Origin of the sequence: Vibrio sp. 14G-20 (genome assembly GCF_026241515.1) — a bacterium.
Lineage (GTDB): Bacteria > Pseudomonadota > Gammaproteobacteria > Enterobacterales > Vibrionaceae > Vibrio.
The window spans coordinates 36,378-61,242 of the sequence record NZ_JAPHPW010000003.1 but is presented as its reverse complement, the minus strand read 5'-3'; the positions used below and the strand labels follow the sequence as shown (position 1 = coordinate 61,242).

General features: G+C 45.1%; 17 protein-coding genes. 6 read left to right on the top strand and 11 right to left on the bottom strand.

What is annotated here, in order from left to right; genetic code table 11:
- Positions 1 to 197 precede the first annotated feature (197 nt).
- The 4 genes from argR (at position 198) to OQJ75_RS03415 (ending at position 5,358) form a co-directional block, all read left to right on the top strand.
- Positions 198 to 668: a transcriptional regulator ArgR gene (gene argR, locus OQJ75_RS03430; protein WP_004740827.1), complete on the top strand. Its 471-nt coding sequence runs from the start codon at positions 198 to 200 to the stop codon at positions 666 to 668.
- Positions 669 to 1,010: 342 nt separating this feature from the next.
- Positions 1,011 to 1,979: a TAXI family TRAP transporter solute-binding subunit gene (locus tag OQJ75_RS03425; protein WP_065101312.1), complete on the top strand. Its 969-nt coding sequence runs from the start codon at positions 1,011 to 1,013 to the stop codon at positions 1,977 to 1,979.
- Positions 1,980 to 2,233: 254 nt separating this feature from the next.
- Positions 2,234 to 4,813 carry a TRAP transporter permease gene (locus tag OQJ75_RS03420; RefSeq protein WP_265971001.1) on the top strand — a complete coding sequence of 860 codons (2,580 nt, stop codon included), beginning with the start codon at positions 2,234 to 2,236 and terminating at the stop codon, positions 4,811 to 4,813.
- A 107-nt stretch (positions 4,814 to 4,920) separates the two neighbouring features.
- Complete coding sequence (locus OQJ75_RS03415; RefSeq protein WP_010434405.1) at positions 4,921 to 5,358, top strand: universal stress protein; 438 nt, start codon at positions 4,921 to 4,923, stop codon at positions 5,356 to 5,358.
- A gap of 113 nt (positions 5,359 to 5,471) precedes the next feature.
- Here the strand turns inward: OQJ75_RS03415 and OQJ75_RS03410 are convergent, their stop codons facing one another.
- Together OQJ75_RS03410 and OQJ75_RS03405 are read right to left on the bottom strand one after the other, a co-directional pair.
- Positions 5,472 to 6,437 carry a D-2-hydroxyacid dehydrogenase gene (locus OQJ75_RS03410; RefSeq protein ID WP_265971000.1) on the bottom strand — a complete coding sequence of 322 codons (966 nt, stop codon included), beginning with the start codon at positions 6,435 to 6,437 and terminating at the stop codon, positions 5,472 to 5,474.
- 34 nt (positions 6,438 to 6,471) lie between these two features.
- Complete coding sequence (locus OQJ75_RS03405) at positions 6,472 to 7,206, bottom strand: pseudouridine synthase (protein ID WP_265970999.1); 735 nt, start codon at positions 7,204 to 7,206, stop codon at positions 6,472 to 6,474.
- Positions 7,207 to 7,364: 158 nt separating this feature from the next.
- On the opposite strand from OQJ75_RS03405, the gene OQJ75_RS03400 reads away from it, so the two are divergent.
- Entirely contained in the window at positions 7,365 to 8,642 is a 1,278-nt protein-coding gene (locus OQJ75_RS03400) for an NRAMP family divalent metal transporter (protein ID WP_265970998.1), read from the top strand.
- A 111-nt stretch (positions 8,643 to 8,753) separates the two neighbouring features.
- Here OQJ75_RS03400 and rapA read toward each other — a convergent pair whose 3' ends face one another.
- Positions 8,754 to 11,663 (bottom strand): RNA polymerase-associated protein RapA, encoded by a 2,910-nt coding sequence (gene rapA, locus OQJ75_RS03395; protein WP_265970997.1) that lies wholly within the window; start codon positions 11,661 to 11,663, stop codon positions 8,754 to 8,756.
- 465 nt (positions 11,664 to 12,128) lie between these two features.
- Between rapA and OQJ75_RS03390 the strand changes: the two genes are divergently transcribed.
- Positions 12,129 to 13,508, top strand: a complete 1,380-nt coding sequence (locus OQJ75_RS03390) for a PhoH family protein (protein ID WP_265970996.1) — start codon at positions 12,129 to 12,131, stop codon at positions 13,506 to 13,508.
- Between the two features lie 108 nt (positions 13,509 to 13,616).
- Here the strand turns inward: OQJ75_RS03390 and tldD are convergent, their stop codons facing one another.
- From tldD to OQJ75_RS03350, 8 genes are all read right to left on the bottom strand, one after another.
- The gene (tldD, locus tag OQJ75_RS03385; protein WP_265970995.1) at positions 13,617 to 15,062 is read right to left on the bottom strand and encodes a metalloprotease TldD; all 1,446 of its coding nucleotides are present in this window, start codon (positions 15,060 to 15,062) and stop codon (positions 13,617 to 13,619) included.
- Between the two features lie 19 nt (positions 15,063 to 15,081).
- Positions 15,082 to 15,894, bottom strand: coding sequence for a carbon-nitrogen hydrolase family protein (locus OQJ75_RS03380; protein WP_265970994.1), 813 nt, complete (start codon positions 15,892 to 15,894; stop codon positions 15,082 to 15,084).
- Between the two features lie 74 nt (positions 15,895 to 15,968).
- Positions 15,969 to 19,841 carry a YhdP family protein gene (locus OQJ75_RS03375; protein ID WP_265970993.1) on the bottom strand — a complete coding sequence of 1,291 codons (3,873 nt, stop codon included), beginning with the start codon at positions 19,839 to 19,841 and terminating at the stop codon, positions 15,969 to 15,971.
- A gap of 10 nt (positions 19,842 to 19,851) precedes the next feature.
- Positions 19,852 to 21,321 carry a ribonuclease G gene (gene rng / locus OQJ75_RS03370; protein ID WP_265970992.1) on the bottom strand — a complete coding sequence of 490 codons (1,470 nt, stop codon included), beginning with the start codon at positions 21,319 to 21,321 and terminating at the stop codon, positions 19,852 to 19,854.
- Positions 21,322 to 21,341: 20 nt separating this feature from the next.
- The gene (locus OQJ75_RS03365) at positions 21,342 to 21,986 is read right to left on the bottom strand and encodes a Maf family protein (protein ID WP_265970991.1); all 645 of its coding nucleotides are present in this window, start codon (positions 21,984 to 21,986) and stop codon (positions 21,342 to 21,344) included.
- A gap of 7 nt (positions 21,987 to 21,993) precedes the next feature.
- Entirely contained in the window at positions 21,994 to 22,482 is a 489-nt protein-coding gene (gene mreD, locus OQJ75_RS03360) for a rod shape-determining protein MreD (protein ID WP_265970990.1), read from the bottom strand.
- On the bottom strand, positions 22,472 to 23,359 hold the full coding sequence (gene mreC, locus OQJ75_RS03355; RefSeq protein ID WP_265970989.1) for a rod shape-determining protein MreC: 888 nt from the start codon (positions 23,357 to 23,359) through the stop codon (positions 22,472 to 22,474). The genes mreD and mreC overlap by 11 nt, the downstream gene beginning before the upstream one ends.
- Positions 23,360 to 23,719: 360 nt before the next feature.
- A complete protein-coding gene (locus tag OQJ75_RS03350) occupies positions 23,720 to 24,763 on the bottom strand; it encodes a rod shape-determining protein (RefSeq protein ID WP_010434366.1) in 1,044 nt (347 codons plus the stop codon).
- Between the last annotated feature and the right edge of the window lie 102 nt (positions 24,764 to 24,865).

The window sequence follows — 24,865 nt, the reverse complement described above, 5'->3', positions numbered from 1 at the left end:
AATAAAACCGTGCTACACAGCAAGTTCGCATTATGGCGATAATCATCTGAAATAACAAAATAAGTCGTCGCAAATAACACATTATTCTATTAAACATTTACAGTGATATGACTAACAAATTACAGGGATGTTTTGGCTAAAATTGAATATGTATGCGAGAATATGCAAACATCTTTGTTAATGAATAAGAATGACATATGCGCAATACAGAAAAGCAAGACAACTTAGTTCGTGCATTTAAAGCCTTACTAAAAGAAGAACGTTTTGGCTCACAAGGCGAAATTGTGGATGCCCTAAAACACGAAGGTTTTGAAAGCATCAACCAGTCTAAAGTCTCGCGTATGTTAACCAAGTTTGGTGCCGTTCGAACTCGTAACGCAAAAATGGAGATGGTTTACTGTCTTCCTGCTGAGCTTGGTGTTCCGACTGTTTCTAGCTCTTTACGAGAGTTGGTGCTAGATATTGACCACAACAATGCATTGGTGGTGATACACACAGGCCCTGGTGCTGCGCAACTGATTGCTCGTTTATTAGACTCACTAGGTAAGTCGGAAGGTATACTGGGCGTAGTCGCAGGTGATGACACTATCTTCATTACTCCAACCTTGTCAGTGACCACTAAGCAACTGTTTGATTCAGTGTGCGAACTGTTTGAATACGCTGGATAATTGTCATAGTTTCATAACTATCACAGCTACTAATGGATCACGAACATCTATTCGCTTCGTGATCCAAATCACATCCTAAGATATCTATCCCCTCCCCTCTTAAAACCCACTAAACCATTGATTTTAAAAAACTCAATAGCAAATTAAACACGAGATCTAACCGTCATTTGTTAGATTTTTTAGCTATATCTTTTAACATTTGAGTAATTTTCTGCCAATTTTTGATATTATTCAGCCACTTTTTCATCACATGGATTGAAAAAGGTGCCGTTTCCAAATAGGAAACTCCAGAAGCAACTACACTTGTTTCAGGGTTAATAATGAATAAAGGAAGGGAAATTCATGGCATTTACCAAACTTATTAAAGTTGGTGCTATTGCAGCTGCTGTAATGGGCGCTGGCGCTGTTAACGCTCAAGAGTTCATCACGATTGGTACTGGTTCAGTTACGGGTGTTTACTACCCAACTGGTGGTGCGATTTGTAAGCTAGTGAACAAGGGCCGCAAAGACCATAACATTCGTTGTTCTGTAGAGTCTACTGGTGGTTCAATCTACAACGTTAACACCATCCGTGCTGGTGAACTAGATTTCGGTGTTGTTCAATCGGACTGGCAATACCACGGCTACAACGGTACAAGTAAATTCAAAGATCAGGGCGAATACAAAAAACTTCGCGCGATGTTCTCTCTACATACAGAACCGTTCAACATCATCGCTCGTACCGATGCTGGCATCAACAATGTGTCTGACCTAGCTGGTAAGCGTGTAAACATTGGGAACCCAGGCTCTGGTGACCGTGCAACGATGGGTGTTGTAATGGACGCTATGGGCTGGACTAACGACAGCTTCAAGCTTGCTTCTGAACTTAAAGGTTCTGAGCGTTCACAAGCACTTTGTGATAACAAGATTGATGCATTCATCTACATGGTTGGTCACCCGAACGGATCAATCAAAGAAGCAACAACGTCTTGTGATGCAAAACTGGTTTCAGCAACAGGTCCACAGATCGACAAGATTGTAGCTGAAAACCCATACTACGCTTACAGCACAGTTCCTGCTGGCATGTACCGTGGTACAGACGCTGACGTAAACAGCTTCGGTGTTGCAGCAACTATGGTAACAACTTCAGACGTTTCTGAAGAAGTTGCATACAACGTTGCTAAGGCAGTATTTGAAAACTTCGCTACATTCAAACGCCTACACCCAGCATTTGCTAACCTGAAAAAAGAAGACATGGTTAAAGCGGGTATTTCTATCCCTCTTCACCCAGGCGCAGCAAAATACTACAAAGAAGTGGGCCTTCTAAAGTAACTCTACTTTAAGCCTACTACACCAATAAGGAGGCTAGCCCTCCTTATTGGCTTTTCACGTTTATAAAAATAACTTAAGTGAAAAGAACAACCCTTTAAGTTTCTCCAATTTGGAGGACTTACCTTCGTATCAAGCCTAAGACAAAGACGAACAAAGAACGCATTTCCTTTTCCATTCACTACAATTGATAGGAAATAAATAACGTTTGGTTGTTCGTAAGAAAAGGCAGACCATCAATAATAAGGATAAAGTACATGACGCAGACAACAACACCGTCTCCAGATGTGCAAGAAATGGTGGCACAATCAGATACTGGTGCGCGTAGCCCTCGTGGTATCCAAGGCCGTATTTTATGGTTTGTGCCTCTATGTTGGTCACTGTTCCAACTTTGGTATGCATCTCCGCTGCCGTTCATTTTTAACTTCGCAATTTTAAACGACACTGAAGCTCGAGCAATTCATCTTACGTTTGCTATTTTCCTAGCCTTTACCGCTTATCCAGCCATGAAGAACTCGCCTAGGGATCGCATCCCCGCAGTCGATTGGATACTAGCGCTTGTAGGTAGCTTTTCAGCTTCTTATATCTATATTTTCTATACTGAACTCGCTGAACGCTCGGGCGCACCAACAACATTCGATATTGTTGCGGCTGTATTCGGTATGGTTTTACTGCTTGAAGCAACACGACGCGCTTTGGGTCCACCTCTTATGGTTGTGGCGGCAGTATTCCTACTTTACACCTTTGGCGGCCCTCACATGCCAGACGTGATTGCCCACAAAGGTGCGAGCCTGAACAAGGCAATGTCGCACCTGTGGCTAACAACAGAAGGTGTATTCGGTGTAGCTCTTGGTGTATCAACGTCATTTGTATTCTTGTTTGTACTGTTTGGTGCAATGCTAGAACGTGCTGGTGCTGGTGCTTACTTCATCAAGGTTGCATTCTCTCTGCTTGGTCATATGAAAGGTGGTCCAGCAAAAGCAGCCGTTGTAGCGTCTGGTTTATCTGGTCTGGTATCAGGTTCATCTATTGCGAACGTGGTAACCACGGGTACCTTTACTATCCCGCTAATGAAGCGTGTTGGTTTCCCAGGTACAAAAGCTGGTGCAGTAGAAGTAGCAGCTTCAACCAATGGTCAATTAACACCACCTATCATGGGCGCTGCTGCATTCTTGATGGTTGAGTATGTGGGCATCTCGTACGTAGAAGTAATCAAGGCGGCGCTACTGCCAGCTCTGATCTCTTACATCGCTCTGATTTACATTGTTCACCTAGAAGCATGTAAAGCAGGCATGACAGGTCTACCTCGTCGTCACACACCAACTATCGTACAAAGCCTACTGTCTTTCACTGGTACCATTTTAGGTCTATGTGTTATTAGTGCCGCGGTTTACTACGGTGTCGGTTGGACGAAAGATGTCTTTGGCGATGCTGCAACACCGATCGTGACAGTAGCGCTATTGATCGCTTATGTTGCTCTCGTTCGCGTATCAGCAAAATACGCCGCTGAAGGCGGCATGGAAATCGATGCTGAACTTACTGAAGTTCCAGACCCAGGCCCAACGATTAAATCAGGTCTTCACTTCTTACTACCGATTGTCGTACTAGTGTGGTGTCTAACCGTTGAACGTTTCTCTCCAGGTTTATCTGCATTTTGGGCAACAGTATTCATGATCTTCATTTTGATCACTCAGCGTCCTTTGATGACTCTGATGAATAAATCTGATGATCTTGCAGAGCAAACTAAAGCTGGTTTCGTTGACCTAGCAGAAAGCTTGGTTTCAGGCGCACGTAACATGATCGGTATCGGCGTAGCGACAGCGGCTGCAGGTACGGTTGTAGGCGTAGTAACTCTGACGGGTATCGGTCTTGTAATGACCGATTTTGTTGAGTTCATCTCAGGCGGTAGCATCATTCTTATGTTGCTATTCACTGCGGTAATCAGCTTGATCTTAGGTATGGGCTTGCCAACAACGGCGAACTACATCGTTGTTTCAACACTGATGGCACCGGTCATTGTTACGTTAGGTGCAGCGCACGGATTGATCATTCCACTGATTGCGGTTCACTTATTCGTGTTCTACTTCGGTATTCTTGCGGATGACACACCTCCGGTAGGTCTGGCAGCCTTTGCGGCCGCCGCGATTGCGAAATCAGACCCAATTCGTACAGGTATTCAAGGTTTTACCTACGATATCAGGACCGCGATCTTGCCGTTCATGTTCATCTTCAATACCCAACTACTGTTGATGGGCATTGATTCTTGGTGGCACTTAGCACTAACGATTTTCTCTTCTGTTACTGCGGTACTTATCTTTGCAGCAGCAACTCAAGGTTGGTGGTTCACCAAGAACAAGTGGTGGGAAACTATACTGCTTATCGTTCTGACCTTCTCTTTCTTCCGCCCAGGTTTCTGGTGGGACATGATTTATCCAGAGAAAGTTCTTTCACCTGGAGTTGAGATCGCTCAAATCACAGAAAATCTATCTGTGGGACAATCACTTGAATTGAGAGTAGGTGGCGAAAACTTAGAAGGTAACTATTCTGAGAAGACAGTTCGCCTTCCGTTTGAAGATTCTGCAACAACAAGTGAAGACCGCATTGCTTCAATGGGCCTAATGCTGACACAAGCTGACGACAAGATGTTTGTTGATATGGTTGAGTTTGGTAGCCCTGCAGAAGCCGCTGGTATTGACTTTGATTGGGAAATTAAATCCGTTATCCAAGATGCAGATCGACCAATGAAAGAGTGGGTGTTCTTGCCTGCCCTACTGATTTTGATTGGTTTAGCAATGAACCAAAGAAGGCGTGCTCGTAAGGATGAGATTAGCGCGTAATGGATAGAGCCAAGTAGCGCTCTACTCTATTTGGCTTTTTTACTACATGGAAAAGATAATTACAGCGCTTGGTGTTTACTTAGCGCTGCTCAAAAAGAGACGAATACATGTATAGACAGATCCTTGTTCCCGTAGATCTTAACGACAAAGGCTTTTCAGACAAAGCTGTCGAGCTAGCGGTATGGCACGCAAAACACAGCAATGCTGAGATCCATATTCTGAACGTACTACCTGGCATTCACATGTCGATGGTTGCGTCTTACTTCCCAAAAGATGCAGCGAACCAAATGAAGCTCGATGTTAAAAATCAGCTGAAAGAGTTTGCCGATAAGCACATCGATGATGAAGTGGTGTATAAGGTTCATGTTGCCGAAGGCAAAACCTACACAACGATCCTAGATTACGCTGAAAAACTTGGTGCCGACCTTATCGTCATGCCTAGCCACAAGCGTTCAAAAATCGACAAAGTTGTACTGGGTTCAGTCGCGAGTAAAGTCGTACAGAACTCACCAATCAATGTGTTAGTGGTTAAGCCTCAAGGCTAACCCGTTCGATAAACGTTAAGATAAACACCTAAAAAGGTTGGCCTAAAAGCCAACCTTTTTGTTTCTGCAACGCTTAATTAGCGTCCATGAAGACACTCATATCATGAATGAACTCACTCACTCACTAAGTTCTGTGGCTTACCCTCAACAAATGCCTCGATGTTATCCATTAAGATATCCGACAGTTTTTGAATTGAGCTGTCACTGCCCCACGCAACGTGAGGCGTTAATAGTAAATTGGATAAGTGACTGTTAGCCAATAGTGGATTCGACTTGTCCGCAGGCTCTTGTGTAAACACATCCATACCCGCACCTGCAATCTGATGATTGACCAAAGCCTCAACCAAAGCTTGTTCATCGACAAGCCCTCCACGCCCCGCATTAATTAATACCGCACTTGGTTTCATCATTGCTAGCTCTGGCTCTGAAATCAGATTGCGAGTTGCTTCGGTTAACGGACAATGTAAGCTGATCGCATCGGCTTGCTGTAAGACAGCATCGAAAGGCAGATACCCTTCTCGACAAAACTCCGCCCCTTTACGTTCTGCGAAGATCACTTTCATTCCAATCGCTTTAGCCAGTGCGGCAGTTGCTTGTCCTAAGCTCCCACTGCCCATTAAGCCCAATGTACTGCCTGCGATATCTTGAATTGGATGGGTAAAGAAACAGAACTGTTTATCCTTTTGCCACTCACCAGCTTCAATATCTTGATGGTAACCAACGAGATTACGCTTTAACGCAAATAGCATCGCGATTACATGTTCGGGCACCGATTGAGTCGCATAACCTTGCACGTTAGCTACTGCGATATTGTTACCCTCGCAATAGTCGACATCGATATTATTGACGCCAGTCGCTGACACAGCGATCAACTTGAGTTGTCGTGCTTGAGCCAAATTATCAGCATTGAGCACAACCTTATTGGTGATAACAACATCTGCTCCCGCAACGCGCTCAGCAACGAGCTCTGGAGCAGTAAAATCATACTCCAACCACTCATGTTCAAAGCTGAGCGGTTTTAAATGGATTTGAGATGGGATGGTGGCTCTGTCGAGAAAGACCACTTTCAACTTCGGCATTGTACGTCCTTGAGTTTATGTCAATTGAGTCATTCTAAGCTTTTAGCTTACTGTAGTCTGGAAGCTCTGGCGCAATTTCAAAGTGCTGTTCAATTTGCGGTCGTGCTTGAGGGTAAAAGTCACAAGGGACAAAGGCTTTGAATAATTGATTGGTGCTCGGATGATAAAAACTCAATTCACAAGCGTGCAAAGCTAACCTATCGCTATAATTAAACGCATCTGACGTTGCGTAAAACTCATCACCCACAATAGGATTACCCATCTCCATACAATGCACTCGCAACTGATGAGATCGTCCAGTGATAGGCAGTAGCTTCAATAAGGTCGTTTTTACCTCTTCTTGCTCAACCACATAGCGAGTCTGAGATGATTTACCATCCTCGAAACACACTTTCTGCTTCGGCCGGTTTGGCCAATCGCAAATAAGAGGGAGGTCAATCAAACCTTCTGCTTCTTCTACTGAACCCCATACTCGGGCGTAATAGAGTTTGTGTGTCAGTCGATATTGAAACTGCTTCTTCAGATAGCGCTCAGCCTGCTTATGCTTAGCCAATAGCATCAAGCCCGATGTCGACATATCCAACCGATGCACAACCTGAATCTCCGCAAAATCCACAACCAACCGACTCCACATACTGTCGTAGTGCTCTGGCAGTCTACCCGGTACCGAAAGTAGGCCTGCTGGCTTGTTCACCACAAGAATATCATCATCTTGATAGACAATATCTGTCCACGGTTCACGTGGTGGTGTGTACTGTTCTAACGCCATTAGAGCCTCTTAATTACTGGTTAATAAATAATTCACGGTTGATTTGTTTATAAATAAATACAATTTTCAACATTTCCGTACATAAAAGTTGACGACCTTACAAAAAATGGTATTGATAGGGGAACGGAAAATAAGAAGTCAGCATCAAAGGAAAAATGATGGAAAGTACGGTTAAAACCACAACAACAAAAGCACAAACCTCTGCTCCCCTATCAACGTTAATTAAGTCTCTTGGCCCAGGTATCATGATGGCTGCAGCTGCTGTGGGAGGTTCACATTTAGTTGCATCTACTAAAGCTGGGGCGATATATGGCTGGCAACTTGCCGCTCTTATTATCCTAGTGAACCTATTTAAGTACCCGTTCTTTAAAGCCGGCATCCAATATACATTGGGAACGGGTCAAAGCTTGGTGGAAGGTTACTCTAACTTAGGTCGCCCTTACCTTGTGATCTTTTCTATTTTGAGTGCTATTTCGGCCGTTGTGAATACCGCAGCCTTACTGTTATTCAGTGCAAGCTTGCTTAGCTACTTTATTCCTTTTGATTTGGCTACCAGCACATTGTGCATGATCGTTTTAGCGACATGCTTAATCATTCTATTCGCCGGCCATTATCGCGCTCTCGACACGCTATCTAAATCGATCATGGCGATCCTGACCATCACAACCTTAGCTGCAGTCGCCATTGCGATTGGCTCTCCCGTTGAACCTGATGCGGCTTTTGTTCCACCGTCGCCTTGGTCATTGGCTGCTATCGGCTTTATCGTGGTAACCATGGGTTGGATGCCAGCTCCTATCGAGATCTCAAGCATCACCTCTATGTGGCTAAAAAGCCAAAAAGAGAAACAAGAAGTGACCGCTCAATCAGCACTGTTCGATTTCAATGTCGGCTACATTGGTACTGCACTGCTTGCTTTAGTATTCGTTGCTTTAGGTGCGCTAGTCCTTCACGGTTCAGGTGTTGAACTGTCTCGCTCTGGTGTTGGCTTCACTCATCAATTGGTGGGTATCTACGCTTCAACGATTGGTGAATGGTCTCGTCCATTAATCGCTCTGATCGCCTTCTTCTGTATCTTTGGCAGCACCATTACCGTTATCGATGGTTATTCACGCGTGCTTGCTGAATCACAACGTCTATTGCTTAAAAAAGAAAGCAGCCCAAAAATGCTACAGGGTTGGATCGTCATCGTCTCTCTCGCAGCACTCTCCATCGTGATGTTCTTCAGTGCAGCACTGATGCCAATGCTTGATTTTGCGATGGTGCTAGCGTTTGCGACCACGCCATTCTTCGCATTGCTTAACTTCATCTTAGTCAATAAAACAAAGCTTCCAAAAGCGCTGGCGATTGGCACGAAGCTAAAATGGTTGTCTGTCGCAGGTCTTGTTTACCTATTTGGCTTCTTAGCCGTATTTGTTTGGTGGAAATGGTTAATGTAATTCCTTTGCCATTGCACCTTTCAACAATCAAAACACCTTTCAAACGCTAGATAAAAAGAAGGCCTTCGTGATGAAGGCCTTCTTTTGTTAAAGCATTTAGCTAATTCAAAACTAGTTGTGAGAAACCACAATCAAACGTAGCGAGTCGAGCTGAACCTGAGCTTTACTGATATAACCCGTCAGTTCATTGATTTGAGCTTCGATAACCTCTAGCTCTTCATCACGAATATTAGGGTTCACGGCTTTAAGCGCTTGTAGACGCTCTAATTCGCCGTTTAGGTTAGTCTGCATGTCTCGTTGAGCTTGTTCACGCACTTCTTCCACTTTAGGAAGTACGTGCGTCTCACCCGCTTCGATTAGCTTGTGAATCTCACCTTGTACCGAGTTCACTAGCTTGCTTGCTAAGTGACGGTTTACCGGGCTTAATTGACGGTTAAAGCTGTCGAACTCGACCTGAGCTGACAAGTCATTACCACGGCCATCCATCATTAAACGAATTGGCGTCTTAGGTAAGAACTGGCTGATACCGCTACGTTTCGGCGCTTGCGCATCCACAAGGTAAACCAACTCAAGCAGGATAGTACCCACTGGCAGCGCTTTGTTTTTCAGTAGCGATACCGCTGATGCACCAACACCTTCACTCAGTAGCAGATCGATGCCGCCTTGAATCATTGGGTGTTCCCAGCTAATGAAGTTCATGTCTTCACGAGAAAGGGCTGTGTCACGGTCAAACGTGATGGTTGCACCTTCGTAAGGTAAACCAGGGTAGCTTGGTACCATCATGTGCTCAGACGGCGTTACAACCAGTGCATTTTCACCCTTGTCGTCTTGGTTCAAACCAATCGTGTCGAACAGGCTCAGTGCAAACGTTACTAGGTTAGTATCGCCGTCAGTCGACGCAATCTTCTCTGCAATCTCATGCGCTTTGTCGCCGCCATTTGAATGCATTTCTAGTAGGCGATCTCGGCCCTTTTCTAGATCTGATTTCAGGCTTTGGTTTAGCTTGGCAGACTCTTCTATCACTTCATCAAGTTGCTCTGTGTTACCAGAAGCCAGCATCTCGATAAGAACATCTGAGTACTTGTCATAAACCGTGCGACCAGTAGGGCACGTCTCAGCAAATGCATTCAGACCTTCATCGAACCAACGCGCTAGAATCGCTTGCGATGTGCCTTTCAGATAAGGAACATGAATGTCGATATCACGCAGCTGACCGATACGGTCCAAACGACCGATACGTTGCTCAAGCAAGTCTGGGTTGAACGGTAGATCGAACATCACAAGTTGGTTAGCGAACTGAAAGTTGCGACCTTCAGAGCCTATTTCACTACAGATAAGAACCTGAGCGCCGCCCTCTTCTTGAGCAAAGTAAGCCGCAGCTTTATCACGCTCTAAAATCGACATGCCTTCGTGGAATACCGTTGCACGTACGCCTTCACGCTCACGCAGTGCTTGCTCTAATTGAAGAGCTGTACTCGCTCGCGAAGCGATCACTAGGATCTTTTCGCTGCGCTTGTCTTGGATCTTTTCAATCAACCAGTTAACGCGTGAATCGAACTGCCACCAGCTTGAGTCTTCACCTTCAAACTCTTGGAAAATCTCTTCTGGGTACAGCATCTTCATCGCACGAGCTTCGGGTGTCATCTTGCCACCGATCATGCCAGATACACGCATTGAGGTTGTGTACTGCGTTGGAATCTCCATCGGCAGTAGGTTTACATTTCGCTTAGGGAAGCCTTTGATTGCAGCACGTGTGTTTCTGAAAAGAACACGGCCGGTACCATGGCGATCCATAAGGTTATCAATCAATTCTTGGCGAGCCAACGCTTGCTCTTCTTCGCTGCTATCACCTTCAATCACACGGAACAGAGGCTCAACATCTTGCTCAGAAAGCAGTTCCGTAATCTGGTTCTTCGCGCTGTTTTCAAGCTTCACGCCAGAGAACAGAGCCGTTACTGCATCTGCAACTGGTGCGTATTGGTCTTCTTCTTCAACGAATGCTTCGTAATCGTAGAAGCGATCAGGATCTAGCAGGCGCAGACGTGCAAAGTGACTCTCTCGACCAAGCTGTTCAGGCGTTGCTGTTAGTAGTAGCACACCAGACGTATTTTCCGCTAAGCCTTCAACCACTTGGTATTCGCGGCTTGGTTTGTCTTGGCTCCACTCAAGGTGGTGCGCTTCATCGACAACCAACAAGTCCCACTCGCCTTCAAGTGCTTGTTCGTAGCGCTTACGGCTCTTACGTAGGAAATCCAAAGAACACAGAACGTACTGCTGGGTATCAAACGGGTTGTCCGATTCAGCAAACGCTTCAATACAGCGCTCTTCGTCAAAGATAGAGAAGTGCAGGTTGAAACGGCGCATCATCTCAACTAACCATTGGTGTTGTAGAGTTTCAGGCACCACAATCAGAATACGTTCAGCACGACCAGACAACACTTGTTGGTGGATGATCATGCCCGCTTCGATGGTTTTACCTAGGCCAACTTCATCAGCAAGTAAAACACGCGGAGCGTGACGACGACCCACTTCATGAGCAATGTACAACTGATGAGGAATCAAGCCAGCACGCATACCACACAGGCCGCGCATTGGGCTTTTATGCTGTTGGTATTGGTTGCTTAAAGCACGGTAACGCAAGACAAAGTTATCCATGCGATCAATTTGACCTGCATACAATTTATCTTGCGGTTTATTAAAACGAATTTGGTTGCTTAAGAAGATTTCTCGTAGAGCCACATCCGCTTCCTGAGTATCTTCACGAGTACCCATGTAAGTCAGAATGCCTTTATCTTCGATCACTTGCTCAACCGATAAAGACCAACCCTCTTGGCACTCGATGACGTCGCCGACATTAAACGTTACTCGGGTTACGGGAGCATCAGTACGTGCATAGACACGGTTTTCTTCTGACGCTGCAAACATTAGTGTCACTGTTCGAGCATCCATTGCTACAACGGTACCTAAACCTAAATCGCTCTCCGTATCGCTTATCCAGCGTTGCCCCAAAGCAAATGTCATGAATCGACTACCTCAATCTTATAGTTGGAATTTGGTCATTTGAACTGCAATTTAAACAAGAGCGTTATCGCTCCTGCATTAAAAATATAGCCAAAAATGCCTAGTTTGCAGCCACTTTTTAAGTGCGCTCTCGATAATAAATATCTCAAGAAAATGGTGCAGAAAAAGGTCGCTAATATTACTCGATGCTGTGATTTAGGTCACGCCTAAAGGCGATGATTTCACACTTTTTTTCTGTTTTCGCCAATGCAATCAAACTGTCAAAAAATCATGGTTAATCTATAGGTAGCAGATTGCTGCTCTTAAATGAACACGCCATATTCACTCACAACGATATGTCGATATTCCTCTAGATGAAGTTTAGGTAAGTAGTTGACTATCACCAGAATGAGCTACTAATCTTTATATGAGCTTTATCTACGTTCAATGAATGCAAAGCAAGCCGCACGTCGGCAAGGAGATGCTATGGGCGAGACCAACCGGAAGCTATTTGTTTTAGACACCAATATCCTACTTCACGAACCCTTCGCTATATTTTCTTTCCAAGAGCACGATGTCGTTATCCCCATGACCGTGCTAGAAGAACTCGACAGAATCAAAGACAGTAAAAGAGACGTTGCTCGAGATGCGAGAATTGCGATTCGAACGCTCGAAGACCTATTCAGGGAAGCTACACCAGACCAAATATCGGAAGGCATTCCTTTCTCTAAAGAAATAAACGCATCCGGCAGTATTTCCATACTCGCGGACTACGAACTTCAAGAAAGCATTAAGGCCTTCGCTGACGATAAGGCAGGCGATAATCGAATCCTCAATGCCGTCCTCTACCTTCAAAACAAACGCGTGCCACGTGAAGTGGTTCTCATCACCAAAGACATCAACATGCGCTTGCGAGCCAAAGGCGCTGGTGTTCGCTTCGTTGAAGATTATCAAACAGACCAATTGATCGATGATATCCAATACCTGACTAAAGGCTTTCAGCAACTCGAAGGGGCATTTTGGGATGGCATTGATAATGTCGAGAGTAAGGCTCTAGGGGGAAAGACGTTACACACTCTAGCAAGAGCACCTTTCGAGCCAACCTTTCTCAACCAATATGTGATTGACGAGGAGAGTGACTTTGCCGCTCGGGTCGAAGAGATTGAAACCGAAACCATCACTCTGAGAGATCTTAGTCGTGAACGGTTGATGAACCGAAGAGCATGGGATATTACACCTAAGAACATCTATCAAGGTATGGCGATCGACGCCCTACTCGATCCCGATATTGACCTTGTGATCCTAACGGGGGCTGCAGGGAGTGGTAAGACACTGTTAGCTATGGCTGCAGCGCTAGAACAAACCATTGAACGTAAGCAATTCGATAAGATCATCGTAACCCGAAACACGCCAGACATTGGTGAGTCGATTGGCTTCCTCCCAGGTACCGAAGAAGAGAAGATGCTACCTTGGCTGGCTGCGGTAACCGATACACTCGAGGCGCTACACAAGAATGATCACTGTACCGAAGGGTCGATGAAATACATCTGCGATAAAGCTAATATCCAGTTCAAATCCATCAACTTCATGCGTGGCCGCTCGATCCAGAATGCGTTTGTACTGCTGGATGAGTGTCAAAACCTCACAGCTTCGCAAATCAAAACCATCATCACCCGTTGTGGTGAAGGCACCAAGATCGTCTGTTCAGGAAACCTGGCTCAGATAGATTCTTCCTACTTAACCCCTGTGACTTCAGGTTTAACCTACATGGTTGAGCGTTTTAAAAACTTCGAAGGCAGTGCCAATATCCACCTCAATGGCGTGGTACGTAGCCGACTGGCAGAGTTTGCCGAAGAGAACATGTAGCAACTCGATACACTCACTGAATCCGTAATCTAAAAACAAAAAGCGCCTCACATTGGAGGCGCTTTTCAATTTAATCTTTTGAAGTAAGTTGGCAGAGATTCTTCTGAATTACTCAGTACCACCAACCGTTAGCGAGTCTAGCTTCAATGTCGGCTGACCAACACCAACAGGGACACTTTGGCCTGCTTTACCACACACACCAACACCACGGTCTAGGCTAAGGTCGTTACCCACCATAGACACTTGCTGCATCGCTTCGATACCAGAACCAATGAGCGTTGCACCTTTAACTGGGTGAGTAATTTTGCCGTTTTCAATCATGTACGCTTCAGAAGCTGAGAACACGAACTTGCCAGAAGTAATATCAACCTGTCCACCGCCGAAGTTCGGCGCGTAGATGCCTTTCTCAACAGTAGCAATGATCTCTTCCGGTGTGTGCTCACCCGGCAGCATGTAAGTGTTTGTCATACGCGGCATCGGAAGATGTGCGTAAGACTCACGACGACCGTTACCCGTAGGTGCTACATCCATTAAACGAGCATTAAGCTTATCTTGCATGTAACCTTTTAGGATGCCATTTTCGATCAGCGTGTTGTACTGACCATTAACGCCTTCATCATCAACGTTCAATGAACCGCGCAGGTCAGTCAATGTACCATCATCAACGATCGTACATAGGCTTGATGTAACTTGTTCGCCAACTTTACCAGAAAATACTGACGACTCTTTACGGTTGAAGTCGCCTTCTAAACCGTGGCCTACCGCTTCGTGTAGAAGAACGCCCGGCCAACCAGAACCAAGGACAACAGGCATTGCACCAGCAGGCGCAGCAACCGCTTCAAGGTTAACTAATGCTTGGCGAATCGCTTCATCAGCAAACTGGTAAGCAACCTGAGTGCCTTTATTATCACTTAGGAAAAAATCGTAACCAAAACGACCACCACCACCAGCACTGCCACGCTCACGGCGATCGCCTTTCTGCGCAAGTACACTGATAGATAGACGAACCAGCGGACGAATATCGCCAGCGTAAGTCCCATCAGTAGCAGCAACCAGCATCTGCTCATGCACACCACTTAGGCTCACCGATACTTCAGTCACCATCGGCTCTTTAGTGCGAATGTAAGCATCTAATGATTTTAGTAATTCTGTTTTCTGCTGCTTTTCCCAGCTCGCTAGCGGGTTAACTGCATCATAATAAGTTTGGTTCGAGTTACGCTTGAATGCATGAACTTTACCGTTTTGACCTTGCTTCGCAATACCACGAGCGGCAATTGCGCTCTGCTTAAGGCCATCCAATTGGATTTGGTCAGAGTAAGCAAAACCGGTCTTTTCGCCAGATACCGCGCGAACACCAACACCGCAATCGATATTGAAAGAGCCGTCTTTAATAATGCTGTCTTCTAGCACTAAAGATTCGTGCCAGCTTGACTGAAAGTAGATATCAGCATAATCAATTTGGCGGGTAGCAATGCTCGCCAATGTATCTGCGATATTTTGCTCCGTAAGCCCTGTCGGGTTCAGTAGCGCTTCTTCAATTTGATTAATGCTCATAAATGGCTCTTGTTTGTAATTAAAATTGATTGGTAAATCGAGAGTGTTGCGTAATTGGCATATTTTGCCTAATGGACTCGCAACTGGATGTGTCTATCTCAACCACCATACTTTTAGGATCTTGGTCTAACTGTGCGACCACTCGTCCCCATGGATCAACCACCATTGAGTGTCCCCATGTTTCTCTTTGGCAAGGGTGTTTTCCGCCTTGACCTACCGCGACAATCCACGACTGTGTTTCAATCGCGCGGCATCTTAATAATGCTTCCCAGTGCGCTTGACCCGTTACCGCTGTAAAAGCCGCAGGAACCACAATGATTTGTGCACCTTGCTTGCGTAACTCTGAATACAAGTGTGGAAAGCGCACATCATAACAAATACTCAAACCTAAGCGACCAAAAGGCGTTTCCGCTGTCACAACTTGGTTGCCCGGAGTAAAAATATCCGACTCTCGATAGCACTTATAGGCATCAGCGACGTCCACATCAAACATGTGAAGCTTGTCGTAATGAGCCACTAGGCAACCAAAATCATCAATCACCAAGGTTGTAGTCGTCACGCCGTTAGTTGTACTAATAGGCATACTACCAATAACAATCCAAATTCTGTGAAGCCTTGCTAGCTCAGAGGTTTTCTTTTGCATTGGGCCATCATTTAGAGGCTCTGCATGCTGGTGATAGTCGGCTTTACTACCAAAAACTAATGCATTTTCAGGGCACACAACCCACTTAGCCCCTAACTCTTTGCACTTTGCTACTTCTTGAGCAAGGTACTCAAAGTTCAATTCAGGGCTAGGGCCAGATGTCATTTGAATCAACCCAACACAATCCATGTGTATCGTTCCTCCATTTATTATGATTCAGAAATCAGCATTTCACCGTATATTCGCTGACTAGGATCTAAGGCCTATTCGGCTAATTTTCTCAGCTTATCTGGTAGCTGGAACTCACCGGAGCTACGTGAAAGCTCGCTCACCGTTGGTGAATCCAATGGCCCTTTCACCGAGTAATTAACTTGGGTAAAGACTTCAACCACTGGCGAAATCACCGTGGTCACCGCCAATACGTACAGCGCCGTTTGAGGGGTTACCGCAAAGGCCGTTAATACGGGAATACCCGAGGTAATATCTGGGGTAAAGTTCACCTCAGCATCAACCTTACGCGTGTTGAGGTTAGCGATACCTTTGATTTTCATATCACCAGCAACCGCATCCATATTCAGATCATTAGTCAGGAAGATACCATTTTGAATCTCGCCTGTTCCGGTAATGCTGTTGAACGCCATACCTTTATCAAACACGTCTGAGAAATCGAGCTGCATCTTACGTATGATCGAATCTAAGCTAAACAAACCAAGTAAGCGAGCCGCCCCGCTCACATCCGAAATAATGCCTTTACCAAACTTGGTTTTAACATTGCCATCAAGGGTATCCATTTTAATTCCCCAAGGCGAACCATCCCAGTTCAGTTTGCCTTCCAATGCAAATGGCGCTTTTTGAATACCGGAAGTAATACCGAAGCGTTCCATTAGCTCACTGTTGTTTTCACCTTCAACATCAAGAGTTAGCGATGAATGACTTTTGTCACCGTCCAGTTCCCACCAGCCGCTTACATCCGCTTTGTTACCGCCGCTTCGAACCTGAATTTTGTTCCACTCAATACGATCTTCGTTCCTAGCCATTTCAACATCAACCTTGCCAACCTTGTAACCTTGCAGCCAAAAGTCGTTCAACGTTAACTTCAGGTTCGGCATCGCATCGTGGATCTTTCGATCCAAATCAGAGATCAATGGTGCTTCTTGCGCTTTACGTTGCAGCAGTTGTTCTTGGTTTTTCTGATCGCTCCACTCTGGAACAAACAAATGCAGGCGATCTAGTGAAACCGTTAAATCGTAAGGAGGTAGATAATTAATGTCTCCTTCTATCTCTTGGCTCGAAACTTCCATTTGCCATGCTTGTTTGTTTTTACGAGCACTAAAATCGACATCATTCCAAGAGATACCACCCAAGATCAGCTCTTTACTTTCGAAGGTCACACGACTTGGCGCAGGGATGGTTGGCGTATTCATTTGGCTAAGCACAGCTGTTGAAGGCTTTACTGGTTCCATCACAACCGATAGCCAATCATCGGCATTGAATTTATCAGTACGAATCAATGCGTGATGACCGACAACAGGACTAATTTTGTAGCCACCACGACCAAGAACTAAATTAGTCGCTGTTAGTTCAGGAACATCACCCGTGATATCAATTTCAGCTTGGTACTTGGTGTTTGGCAATTGCAGGCGCGCGGTAATCGTCTCTTGGTTACCTGATGCTTGTAATCTTGCCGATCCACTTTCTAACGATTTTTTCGCCAATGGATATGGATAATCACTTGCCAAGTATTTAAGATCTGACTGTAAATCAAGTTGGTAAGTAAACCCTATGTCGTTGAGTTGGATATCAATCTGACTTTGCCATTGAGCATGCCCAGACAAACGACTTAGCCATTGGTCACCAATGTAAGGTTCTAGAGGTTTAACATCCCAATCTCCTAACACGTCAATATCGACAGCATAGCCAGGACCATCATTCAGGCCTTTAAAATCAATGGATATACCTTGGTTAAGCAGATCAGCTGCGAGGCCATTTGCCGTCACTACATCATTATCAAACTCGATACGGCCCGTGGTGTTCTCAAGCACCATCGGCGGCGCTTCAATTTCGACATGGTTACCACTTAAGTCAGCATAACCCCATGCTCTTGCTTCTTTTTCAGAATCAAACGGAATATTTAGCTGAAACTCAGAAGAGACATCACCACTGACTTGAAGTGCGGTCAACGCGGCGCCTACCGAGCCCACTAATGGCGAAGACGTCATGTAATCGCGTACTGCGTTGCCAGATGCCGTTGCTTTAGCTTCTATCTCAATATGGCCGCCTTCCCCTAGATAAGGAATACGTCCAGTGATTCGGTCGGCTGTCACATCCATCAGTTGAGCTGAGCGAGAATCTAGATGCATCGCATCATTTTCAAATAACAGATCAAGCTGAAGATCGGTAATCAAAGGCCAGCCGGTATCAAAACTAAATTTCGCGTTTTCTAACCCAACCCAAACTTGAAAAATACCATCATGATTGGTATACGGATATTGAGCTAATTCACCATGCCAAAGTAATTTAACGGTGTCGGCTTTACCCGCTTGAATCGCAGTGGAAAGGTAATCGGTTAAGTCTTGGCCAAGTGCCAATGTCGGCAAATAACGCCAGGTTTCACCAACATTGTAAGCGTCCGCTTCACCATAAAAAGAAAGGTAAGGGCTTGCGTCATTTGGAAAGTCTAAACGAAATGCGCCCAGAACTTGTAAATCTGGCGTTGCTGCCGTGATTTTATCCGACCAAAGCTTCCAGCCGTTTTCATCCTGCTGCCAAACAATGTCAACCTGACCTTGTTTGATATTCAGAGGCGCTTGGAAAACATCGCCGTAAGGAAACACATCATCAATAACATGTAAGCTGGCTTTCGCTTCTGATGCAGAACCAAACACACTGCCTGACACTTGGCTAAAGCCTGGGACTAACTCCCATTGCTCAATAGCCATATCAGAAAAACTAGCAGAATAACGCAAGCTTTCGATGCCTGAATCCATGGAGACGCGAATATCAGAAACCAAACCGCCTGGAGCCAACGAATTAATCATTTGAGTGGATTGCTCGGAATCCGGCAACAACTTAATCAACGGAGTAATAGTTGTAATATCCAACTCAGAAACGTTGAGTTGCCACGGACCTTTGTTCCACTTGAATGCAACATCGAGTTCTGGCCAAGGTGTGTCATCGGTTCTTAAATTAAGTGAGTGACCATTTACTTGCCAACCATCATCAGTCGGAGACAGCTTAAAGACACCAGACTCAAGCATGAGGTCATGCTCGCCATCTTCGTTCCACGTCAGTTCTGAGGGTAAAACCTCAACATAAGCGCTTACCGGTTTGCTATTTCGTAGCGTAAGCCAACTATTTAAGCTCACAGTACCCGTTTCAATTCCGGATTCTGCCTGCATATAACGAGTTAACCAAGGTTTAACCGAGATGCTGTCCGCACTGACATAAAACTCGCCCGTCATATCAGTTAACGAGCCACCATCAATAAAGTTAGCGCTCACTGACAAAGAGTTGAGATTGGCATCTTTAATACTCACCACGCCTTCCGCAAGGTGATGTTTACCTGAGTTTTGCCATTTCAGAGTTTCAATATCAAGCTGACGTTCTTCATCGGAGATAGTGCGATATAAAAGAGTGGAATCTTTAGCGGTCACATCCACCAAAGTTTTCAGAAGTAAGTTATCAAGCTCTTGTATCACTCGCTTGGAAGAGCCGGGATCTTTAGGTTCGTCTTTGCCGTTTTGTCCGGCAAACAGATCAATTGAGCGAATATCAAGATACATTTGATTCATGACCAAGTCGGCCACAACCGGGCGCATCTGCACGACCGATTGAATCAAGTCAAACTCGACTTCAACACGCTCGACAGAAAAGCTCACATCTTCTGCATTAGGAAGACTGGCTTTAACGCCTTGCAGAGCAATAGAGGGGTGAGTGTTACGCCAAAAACCGCCCACGTCTTGAATCGAAAAATCAAAACCGGAATGTTGGTTTACCCAAAGCTCAATTTCAGATTGATACTTGTTTAAATTGGGTAAGGCTACACGCAGTGTAGTAACGGCAATGGCTAGCGTCACTAAGAGAGTAACCACTAACCATAAACATGCACGTAGAATCAGAGTAACGCTTGAGCTCACAAAATTTCCATTACATCATAACAACATCAAACTGCTCTTGTATGTACAGAGGCTCAGCCTGGATTTTAACTTGCTTACCAATAAAGACTTCAAGCTCCGCAAGCGCATGAGATTCATCGCCCTCTAGCGCCTCAGCTACAGCAGCTGCCGCATAGACCACAAATTTATCGGCGTCGTACGCACGATTCACTCGCGTGATCTCTCGAAGAATTTCATAACAAACGGTTTCAACTGTCTTCACACTGCCGCGGCCTTCACAAGCAGGACAACTCGAACACAGAATATGCTCAATACTTTCACGAGTGCGTTTACGAGTCATCTCAACCAAACCAAGCTGCGTGAAGCCATTAATATTGGTTTTCACACGGTCTTTGTCGAGCGCAGCCTCTAAAGAAGTTAGTACTCGCTTACGATGTTCCTCAGATAACATATCAATAAAGTCGATAATGATGATGCCACCTAAGTTACGCAAACGCAGCTGACGAGCAATCGCTTGAGTCGCTTCTACGTTAGTGTTGAAAATCGTCTCTTCTAGATTACGACGACCAACAAACGCGCCAGTGTTGATATCAACAGTGGTCATCGCTTCAGTTTGGTCGATAATCAGATATCCACCAGACTTTAATTCGACCTTACGATCCAATGAACGCTGAATTTCGTTCTCGGTATCGTACATATCAAAGATAGGCTTATCACCTTCATACAATTCAAGCTTATCTGTAAGCTCAGGCACGTATTCAGAGGTAAACTCTTTTAGGTTTTCATATTCTAGACGAGAATCGACCTGAATCTTGCTCAGCTCAGTACCGACAAAGTCACGCAAGATACGTTGACTTAAGCAAAGCTCACCATACAAACGAGTACGCGCTTTATGCTTACTACGACGCTCTAATACTTTTAACCATAGTCGCTTTAAGAATGCGGCATCTTGTGCCAACTCATTTGAGTCTGCACCTTCTGCGGCAGTACGAATGATAAAGCCACCATGTTCGTCACAGTAACGAGACACGACTTTTTTAAGACGGTTACGTTCAGACTCGCTGTCGATACGTTGAGAAACGCCAACATGGCTTGCGCCCGGCATAAAGACCAGATAACGAGACGGTAGTGTGATATCAGTGGTTAAGCGGGCACCTTTAGTACCAAGAGGGTCTTTGACCACTTGCACCACAATGTCTTGCCCTTGACGAACAAGCTCTGAAATATCACGAACCTGAAATTGCTTCTTTTCGTTTTCAGCGACACATTCAGTGTGTGGGACAATATCAGAGGCGTGTAGAAAAGCTGCTTTTTCAAGGCCTATATCCACAAAAGCCGCCTGCATTCCCGGAAGAACACGGCTTACACGTCCTTTATAGATATTTCCTACGATACCGCGTCGAGCATCTCGTTCGACATGGATCTCTTGAAGAGCCCCCCCTTCAATCATGGCCACACGAGTTTCACTCGGGGTCACGTTCAGCAACAATTCAGCACTCATGGTGCACCTCAGATTAGTAATTATAAGAATTCTTGCAGTAGCTGGTCCGTTTCAAATAAAGGTAAGCCGACAACGGCGTAATAACTACCTTCGATTCGGGTAACAAAGCGTCCGCCCAAACCTTGGATCCCATAGCTACCGGCTTTATCGCATGGCTCCCCTGTTTGCCAGTATTGTTCTATTTCTTTTTCACTGAGGGGTTTAAACCATACGTCGGTAATAATGATTTCTGTTCTTTGTTTTTCTTCTGAAACCACAGAGACCGCCGTCATCACTTGGTGACGTTCATTCGCTAACTGAGTAAGCATACGCTTAGAGTCAGCAAGGTCTATTGGCTTCTCGAGCACTTGCCCTTTACTTACGACGACTGTGTCAGAACCAAGAACCACGGTATCAGAGTCAATAGCTATAATATTAGAGCTAAGATCTACAGTATCAGAACTAGGTACGACATGCTGCCTTTCAGAAGGGTTATCTTTCAATAAAGACAACGCAGCTAAGGCTTTATCTAAAGATAGTCGCTTAACATATTCTTCGGCGGTTTCTTGATCGTGTTTACACTCTTCAACATCGGTTACGAGGACAGAAAACTCATAACCAAGTTGAGAGAGCAATTCTTTGCGGCGTGGAGAACCGGATGCCAAAACTAAATGTTTCTTTTCCATCGTCACGCTACCTCACATGCCAATGGCGACGCACGCGTCTCATCAACAAAAACATCCACGGCCAAAGTATACAGTTTATCAATGCGTTCCATAACGATAACGGATTGAAAACAACATCTTGGATCAAATATTCACCAAAGAAGATCAACACCTCAAACAACACCGTTAACGCGGCAATGATCATCGCTTGCTGCCATAACGCCATGTTACGAATGACGAGGAAGTTCATCGCAATAATGTACATCACTATTGCCATCATCATACCTCGAATGCCTAAAGTAGAGCCGATCAAAAGATCCCACAATAAGCCTAGAATCAAAGCGCTACCCACGTTAACACGATGCGGTAGAGCTAAAACCCAGTAACACGTAACTAGCAGTAACCAAGATGGTCTAAATAGATCTAAGCTACCAGGCCAAGGGATCGTCTGCAGAATAAGTGCGACCAAAAATGAGCAGAAAATTACTACCTTGCTTCTCAAAACGCTATTGGCCATCTTCGCCCTCTAACAATGCTTGTTCTATGCTGGATTGATCCGCTTGCATCTGTTTGTTTTCATCAGGCCATACAAGCAGCAAGTATCTGAGCTTATCGAACTCAACGACAGGCTCTGCTTTAATAACAGCGAATTCACGTTTCGGGTCGTAATCAACGGCAGTAACGTAGGCGACTGGATAACCTTCTGGATATACACCACCAAGACCCGATGTCACCAACAGATCTTCTTCTTGTATATCGGTACTGGTTGGAATGTGCTCTAGCTGGATCTCATCAATCATGCCATTGCCTGAAGCAATAACGCGGATATCATTACGAATAACCTGCACGGGAATCGCATTGTTTGCATCAGTTAATAGCAGAACTCGACTATTATGAGCAGCAACGAAAGTGACTTGACCGACAATGCCTTTTTCGTTGATCACAGGTTGACCTTCATACACCCCATCAATCTGACCTTTGTCGATCACGACTTGATGACGATATGGTGAAGTGTCTACCGCCATAACTTCTGTGACGACTTTCTTCTCATCACGGATAAACGGAGATCCTAATAGCTTACGAAGGCGCTTGTTTTCTTCTTGGTATTGCTCAAGCAGAATCAGCTCGCTTTTCAGACGTAAGACTTCTCGTTTAATATTATGGTTGGATTCGATTAGGCTTTTACGAGTACTAAAACGGTCGTAGACACCATCGAACATAGTGCGAGGTAAGTTGGCTGCGTATTGAATAGGGGCAACCATGCTGTTCAATAGATAGCGGACATTTGAGAAAGCATCTAAACGACTATCAGCCAGCATAAGGCTGGCTGATAAAATTACAGCAAAAAACAGGCGCAATTGTAGAGAGGGACCTCTACCAAAAATTGGCTTCATTCTATATTTGGTCCTAGAGCTACATTTGATCCTATAGACAAGGTCCTAGGCTCTTTACATAAAAATAGATAAGAAAAGGGCCTAACACTAGGGCGTGTTGACCTTTCGCGGTTAAATTTTGTTCGAGATAAAAGCGTTTTAATCGAGGCGAGGGAGAAGTAGCCTAGTCATTCTAAGCAAACCTCCCTCAACAAAGAGTAAAACGCTTTTAGCCGAACCCTTCGGGCAGCGTTTGCTGGTCATTTCTACTACGTTATCGGCTTCTCATGTAGGCTAGCTACACATAAAAGCCTCTGTCTTGTATAAATACCCAGCAACTCGCTGCAAAAATCAGCTCGCAAGATCAACACGCCCTAGATATTATTCTTCGCTGAACAGGTCGCCGCCGTGCATGTCGATCATCTCTAGGGCTTTACCGCCACCCAGAGCAACACACGTTAGTGGCTCTTCTGCAACAACAACAGGGATACCTGTTTCTTCCGTTAGCAGACGATCAAGGTCTTTAAGCAGTGCACCACCACCAGTCAGTACCATACCGTTTTCTGAGATATCAGAAGCAAGCTCTGGCGGACATTGTTCTAGTGCAACCATCACTGCAGATACGATACCTGATAGCGGCTCTTGAAGCGCTTCAAGGATTTCGTTTGAGTTTAGGCTAAAGCTACGAGGCACACCTTCAGCAAGGTTACGACCACGTACTTCAATCTCTTGTACTTCATCGCCAGGGTAAGCTGAACCGATTTCGTGTTTGATCTTTTCTGCCGTTGCTTCACCAATCAAGCTACCGTAGTTACGGCGAACGTAGTTGATGATAGCTTCATCAAAACGGTCACCACCGATACGAACAGAAGAAGAATAAACCACACCATTTAATGAGATAACCGCAACTTCAGTAGTACCACCACCGATATCAACCACCATTGAACCTGTTGGCTCAGAAACACGCAGGCCAGCACCAATCGCCGCAGCCATTGGCTCATCGATTAGGTAAACCTCACGAGCACCAGCGCCTAGCGCTGACTCACGGATGGCACGACGCTCAACCTGTGTTGAACCACAAGGAACGCAAACCAAGACACGAGGGCTTGGTTTAAGAACACTGTTGTCATGCACTTGCTTAATAAAGTGCTGAAGCATTTTTTCCGTTACGTAAAAGTCAGCAATTACGCCGTCTTTCATTGGACGGATCGCTGAAATGTTACCTGGCGTACGACCAAGCATTTGCTTAGCAGCATGACCGACAGCAGCGACACTCTTTGCAGACCCTGTACGATCTTGGCGAATAGCGACAACGGAAGGCTCATCAAGAACAATGCCTTGGCCTTTTACATATATAAGGGTATTGGCTGTACCTAAATCAATCGATAGGTCGTTTGAAAACATGCCACGAAGTTTTTTAAACATATTCTTCGCTCATCCTGCAAGAATTAGAAGACAAAAATTGCACTAAATGTACCAATGCCTTGCTGTCACGGCAAGGCATTGAAGTATAAACATGGACTGAAA

What these genes read in the sequence shown, in the direction of transcription:
- argR (WP_004740827.1), top strand. Translation starts at nt 198, where the DNA reads ATGCGCAATACAGAAAAGCAAGACAACTTAGTTCGTGCATTTAAAGCC.
- OQJ75_RS03425 (WP_065101312.1), top strand. Translation starts at nt 1,011, where the DNA reads ATGGCATTTACCAAACTTATTAAAGTTGGTGCTATTGCAGCTGCTGTA.
- OQJ75_RS03420 (WP_265971001.1), top strand. Translation starts at nt 2,234, where the DNA reads ATGACGCAGACAACAACACCGTCTCCAGATGTGCAAGAAATGGTGGCA.
- OQJ75_RS03415 (WP_010434405.1), top strand. Translation starts at nt 4,921, where the DNA reads ATGTATAGACAGATCCTTGTTCCCGTAGATCTTAACGACAAAGGCTTT.
- OQJ75_RS03410 (WP_265971000.1), bottom strand. Translation starts at nt 6,437, where the DNA reads ATGCCGAAGTTGAAAGTGGTCTTTCTCGACAGAGCCACCATCCCATCT.
- OQJ75_RS03405 (WP_265970999.1), bottom strand. Translation starts at nt 7,206, where the DNA reads ATGGCGTTAGAACAGTACACACCACCACGTGAACCGTGGACAGATATT.
- OQJ75_RS03400 (WP_265970998.1), top strand. Translation starts at nt 7,365, where the DNA reads ATGGAAAGTACGGTTAAAACCACAACAACAAAAGCACAAACCTCTGCT.
- rapA (WP_265970997.1), bottom strand. Translation starts at nt 11,663, where the DNA reads ATGACATTTGCTTTGGGGCAACGCTGGATAAGCGATACGGAGAGCGAT.
- OQJ75_RS03390 (WP_265970996.1), top strand. Translation starts at nt 12,129, where the DNA reads ATGGGCGAGACCAACCGGAAGCTATTTGTTTTAGACACCAATATCCTA.
- tldD (WP_265970995.1), bottom strand. Translation starts at nt 15,062, where the DNA reads ATGAGCATTAATCAAATTGAAGAAGCGCTACTGAACCCGACAGGGCTT.
- OQJ75_RS03380 (WP_265970994.1), bottom strand. Translation starts at nt 15,894, where the DNA reads ATGGATTGTGTTGGGTTGATTCAAATGACATCTGGCCCTAGCCCTGAA.
- rng (WP_265970992.1), bottom strand. Translation starts at nt 21,321, where the DNA reads ATGAGTGCTGAATTGTTGCTGAACGTGACCCCGAGTGAAACTCGTGTG.
- OQJ75_RS03365 (WP_265970991.1), bottom strand. Translation starts at nt 21,986, where the DNA reads ATGGAAAAGAAACATTTAGTTTTGGCATCCGGTTCTCCACGCCGCAAA.
- mreD (WP_265970990.1), bottom strand. Translation starts at nt 22,482, where the DNA reads ATGGCCAATAGCGTTTTGAGAAGCAAGGTAGTAATTTTCTGCTCATTT.
- mreC (WP_265970989.1), bottom strand. Translation starts at nt 23,359, where the DNA reads ATGAAGCCAATTTTTGGTAGAGGTCCCTCTCTACAATTGCGCCTGTTT.
- OQJ75_RS03350 (WP_010434366.1), bottom strand. Translation starts at nt 24,763, where the DNA reads ATGTTTAAAAAACTTCGTGGCATGTTTTCAAACGACCTATCGATTGAT.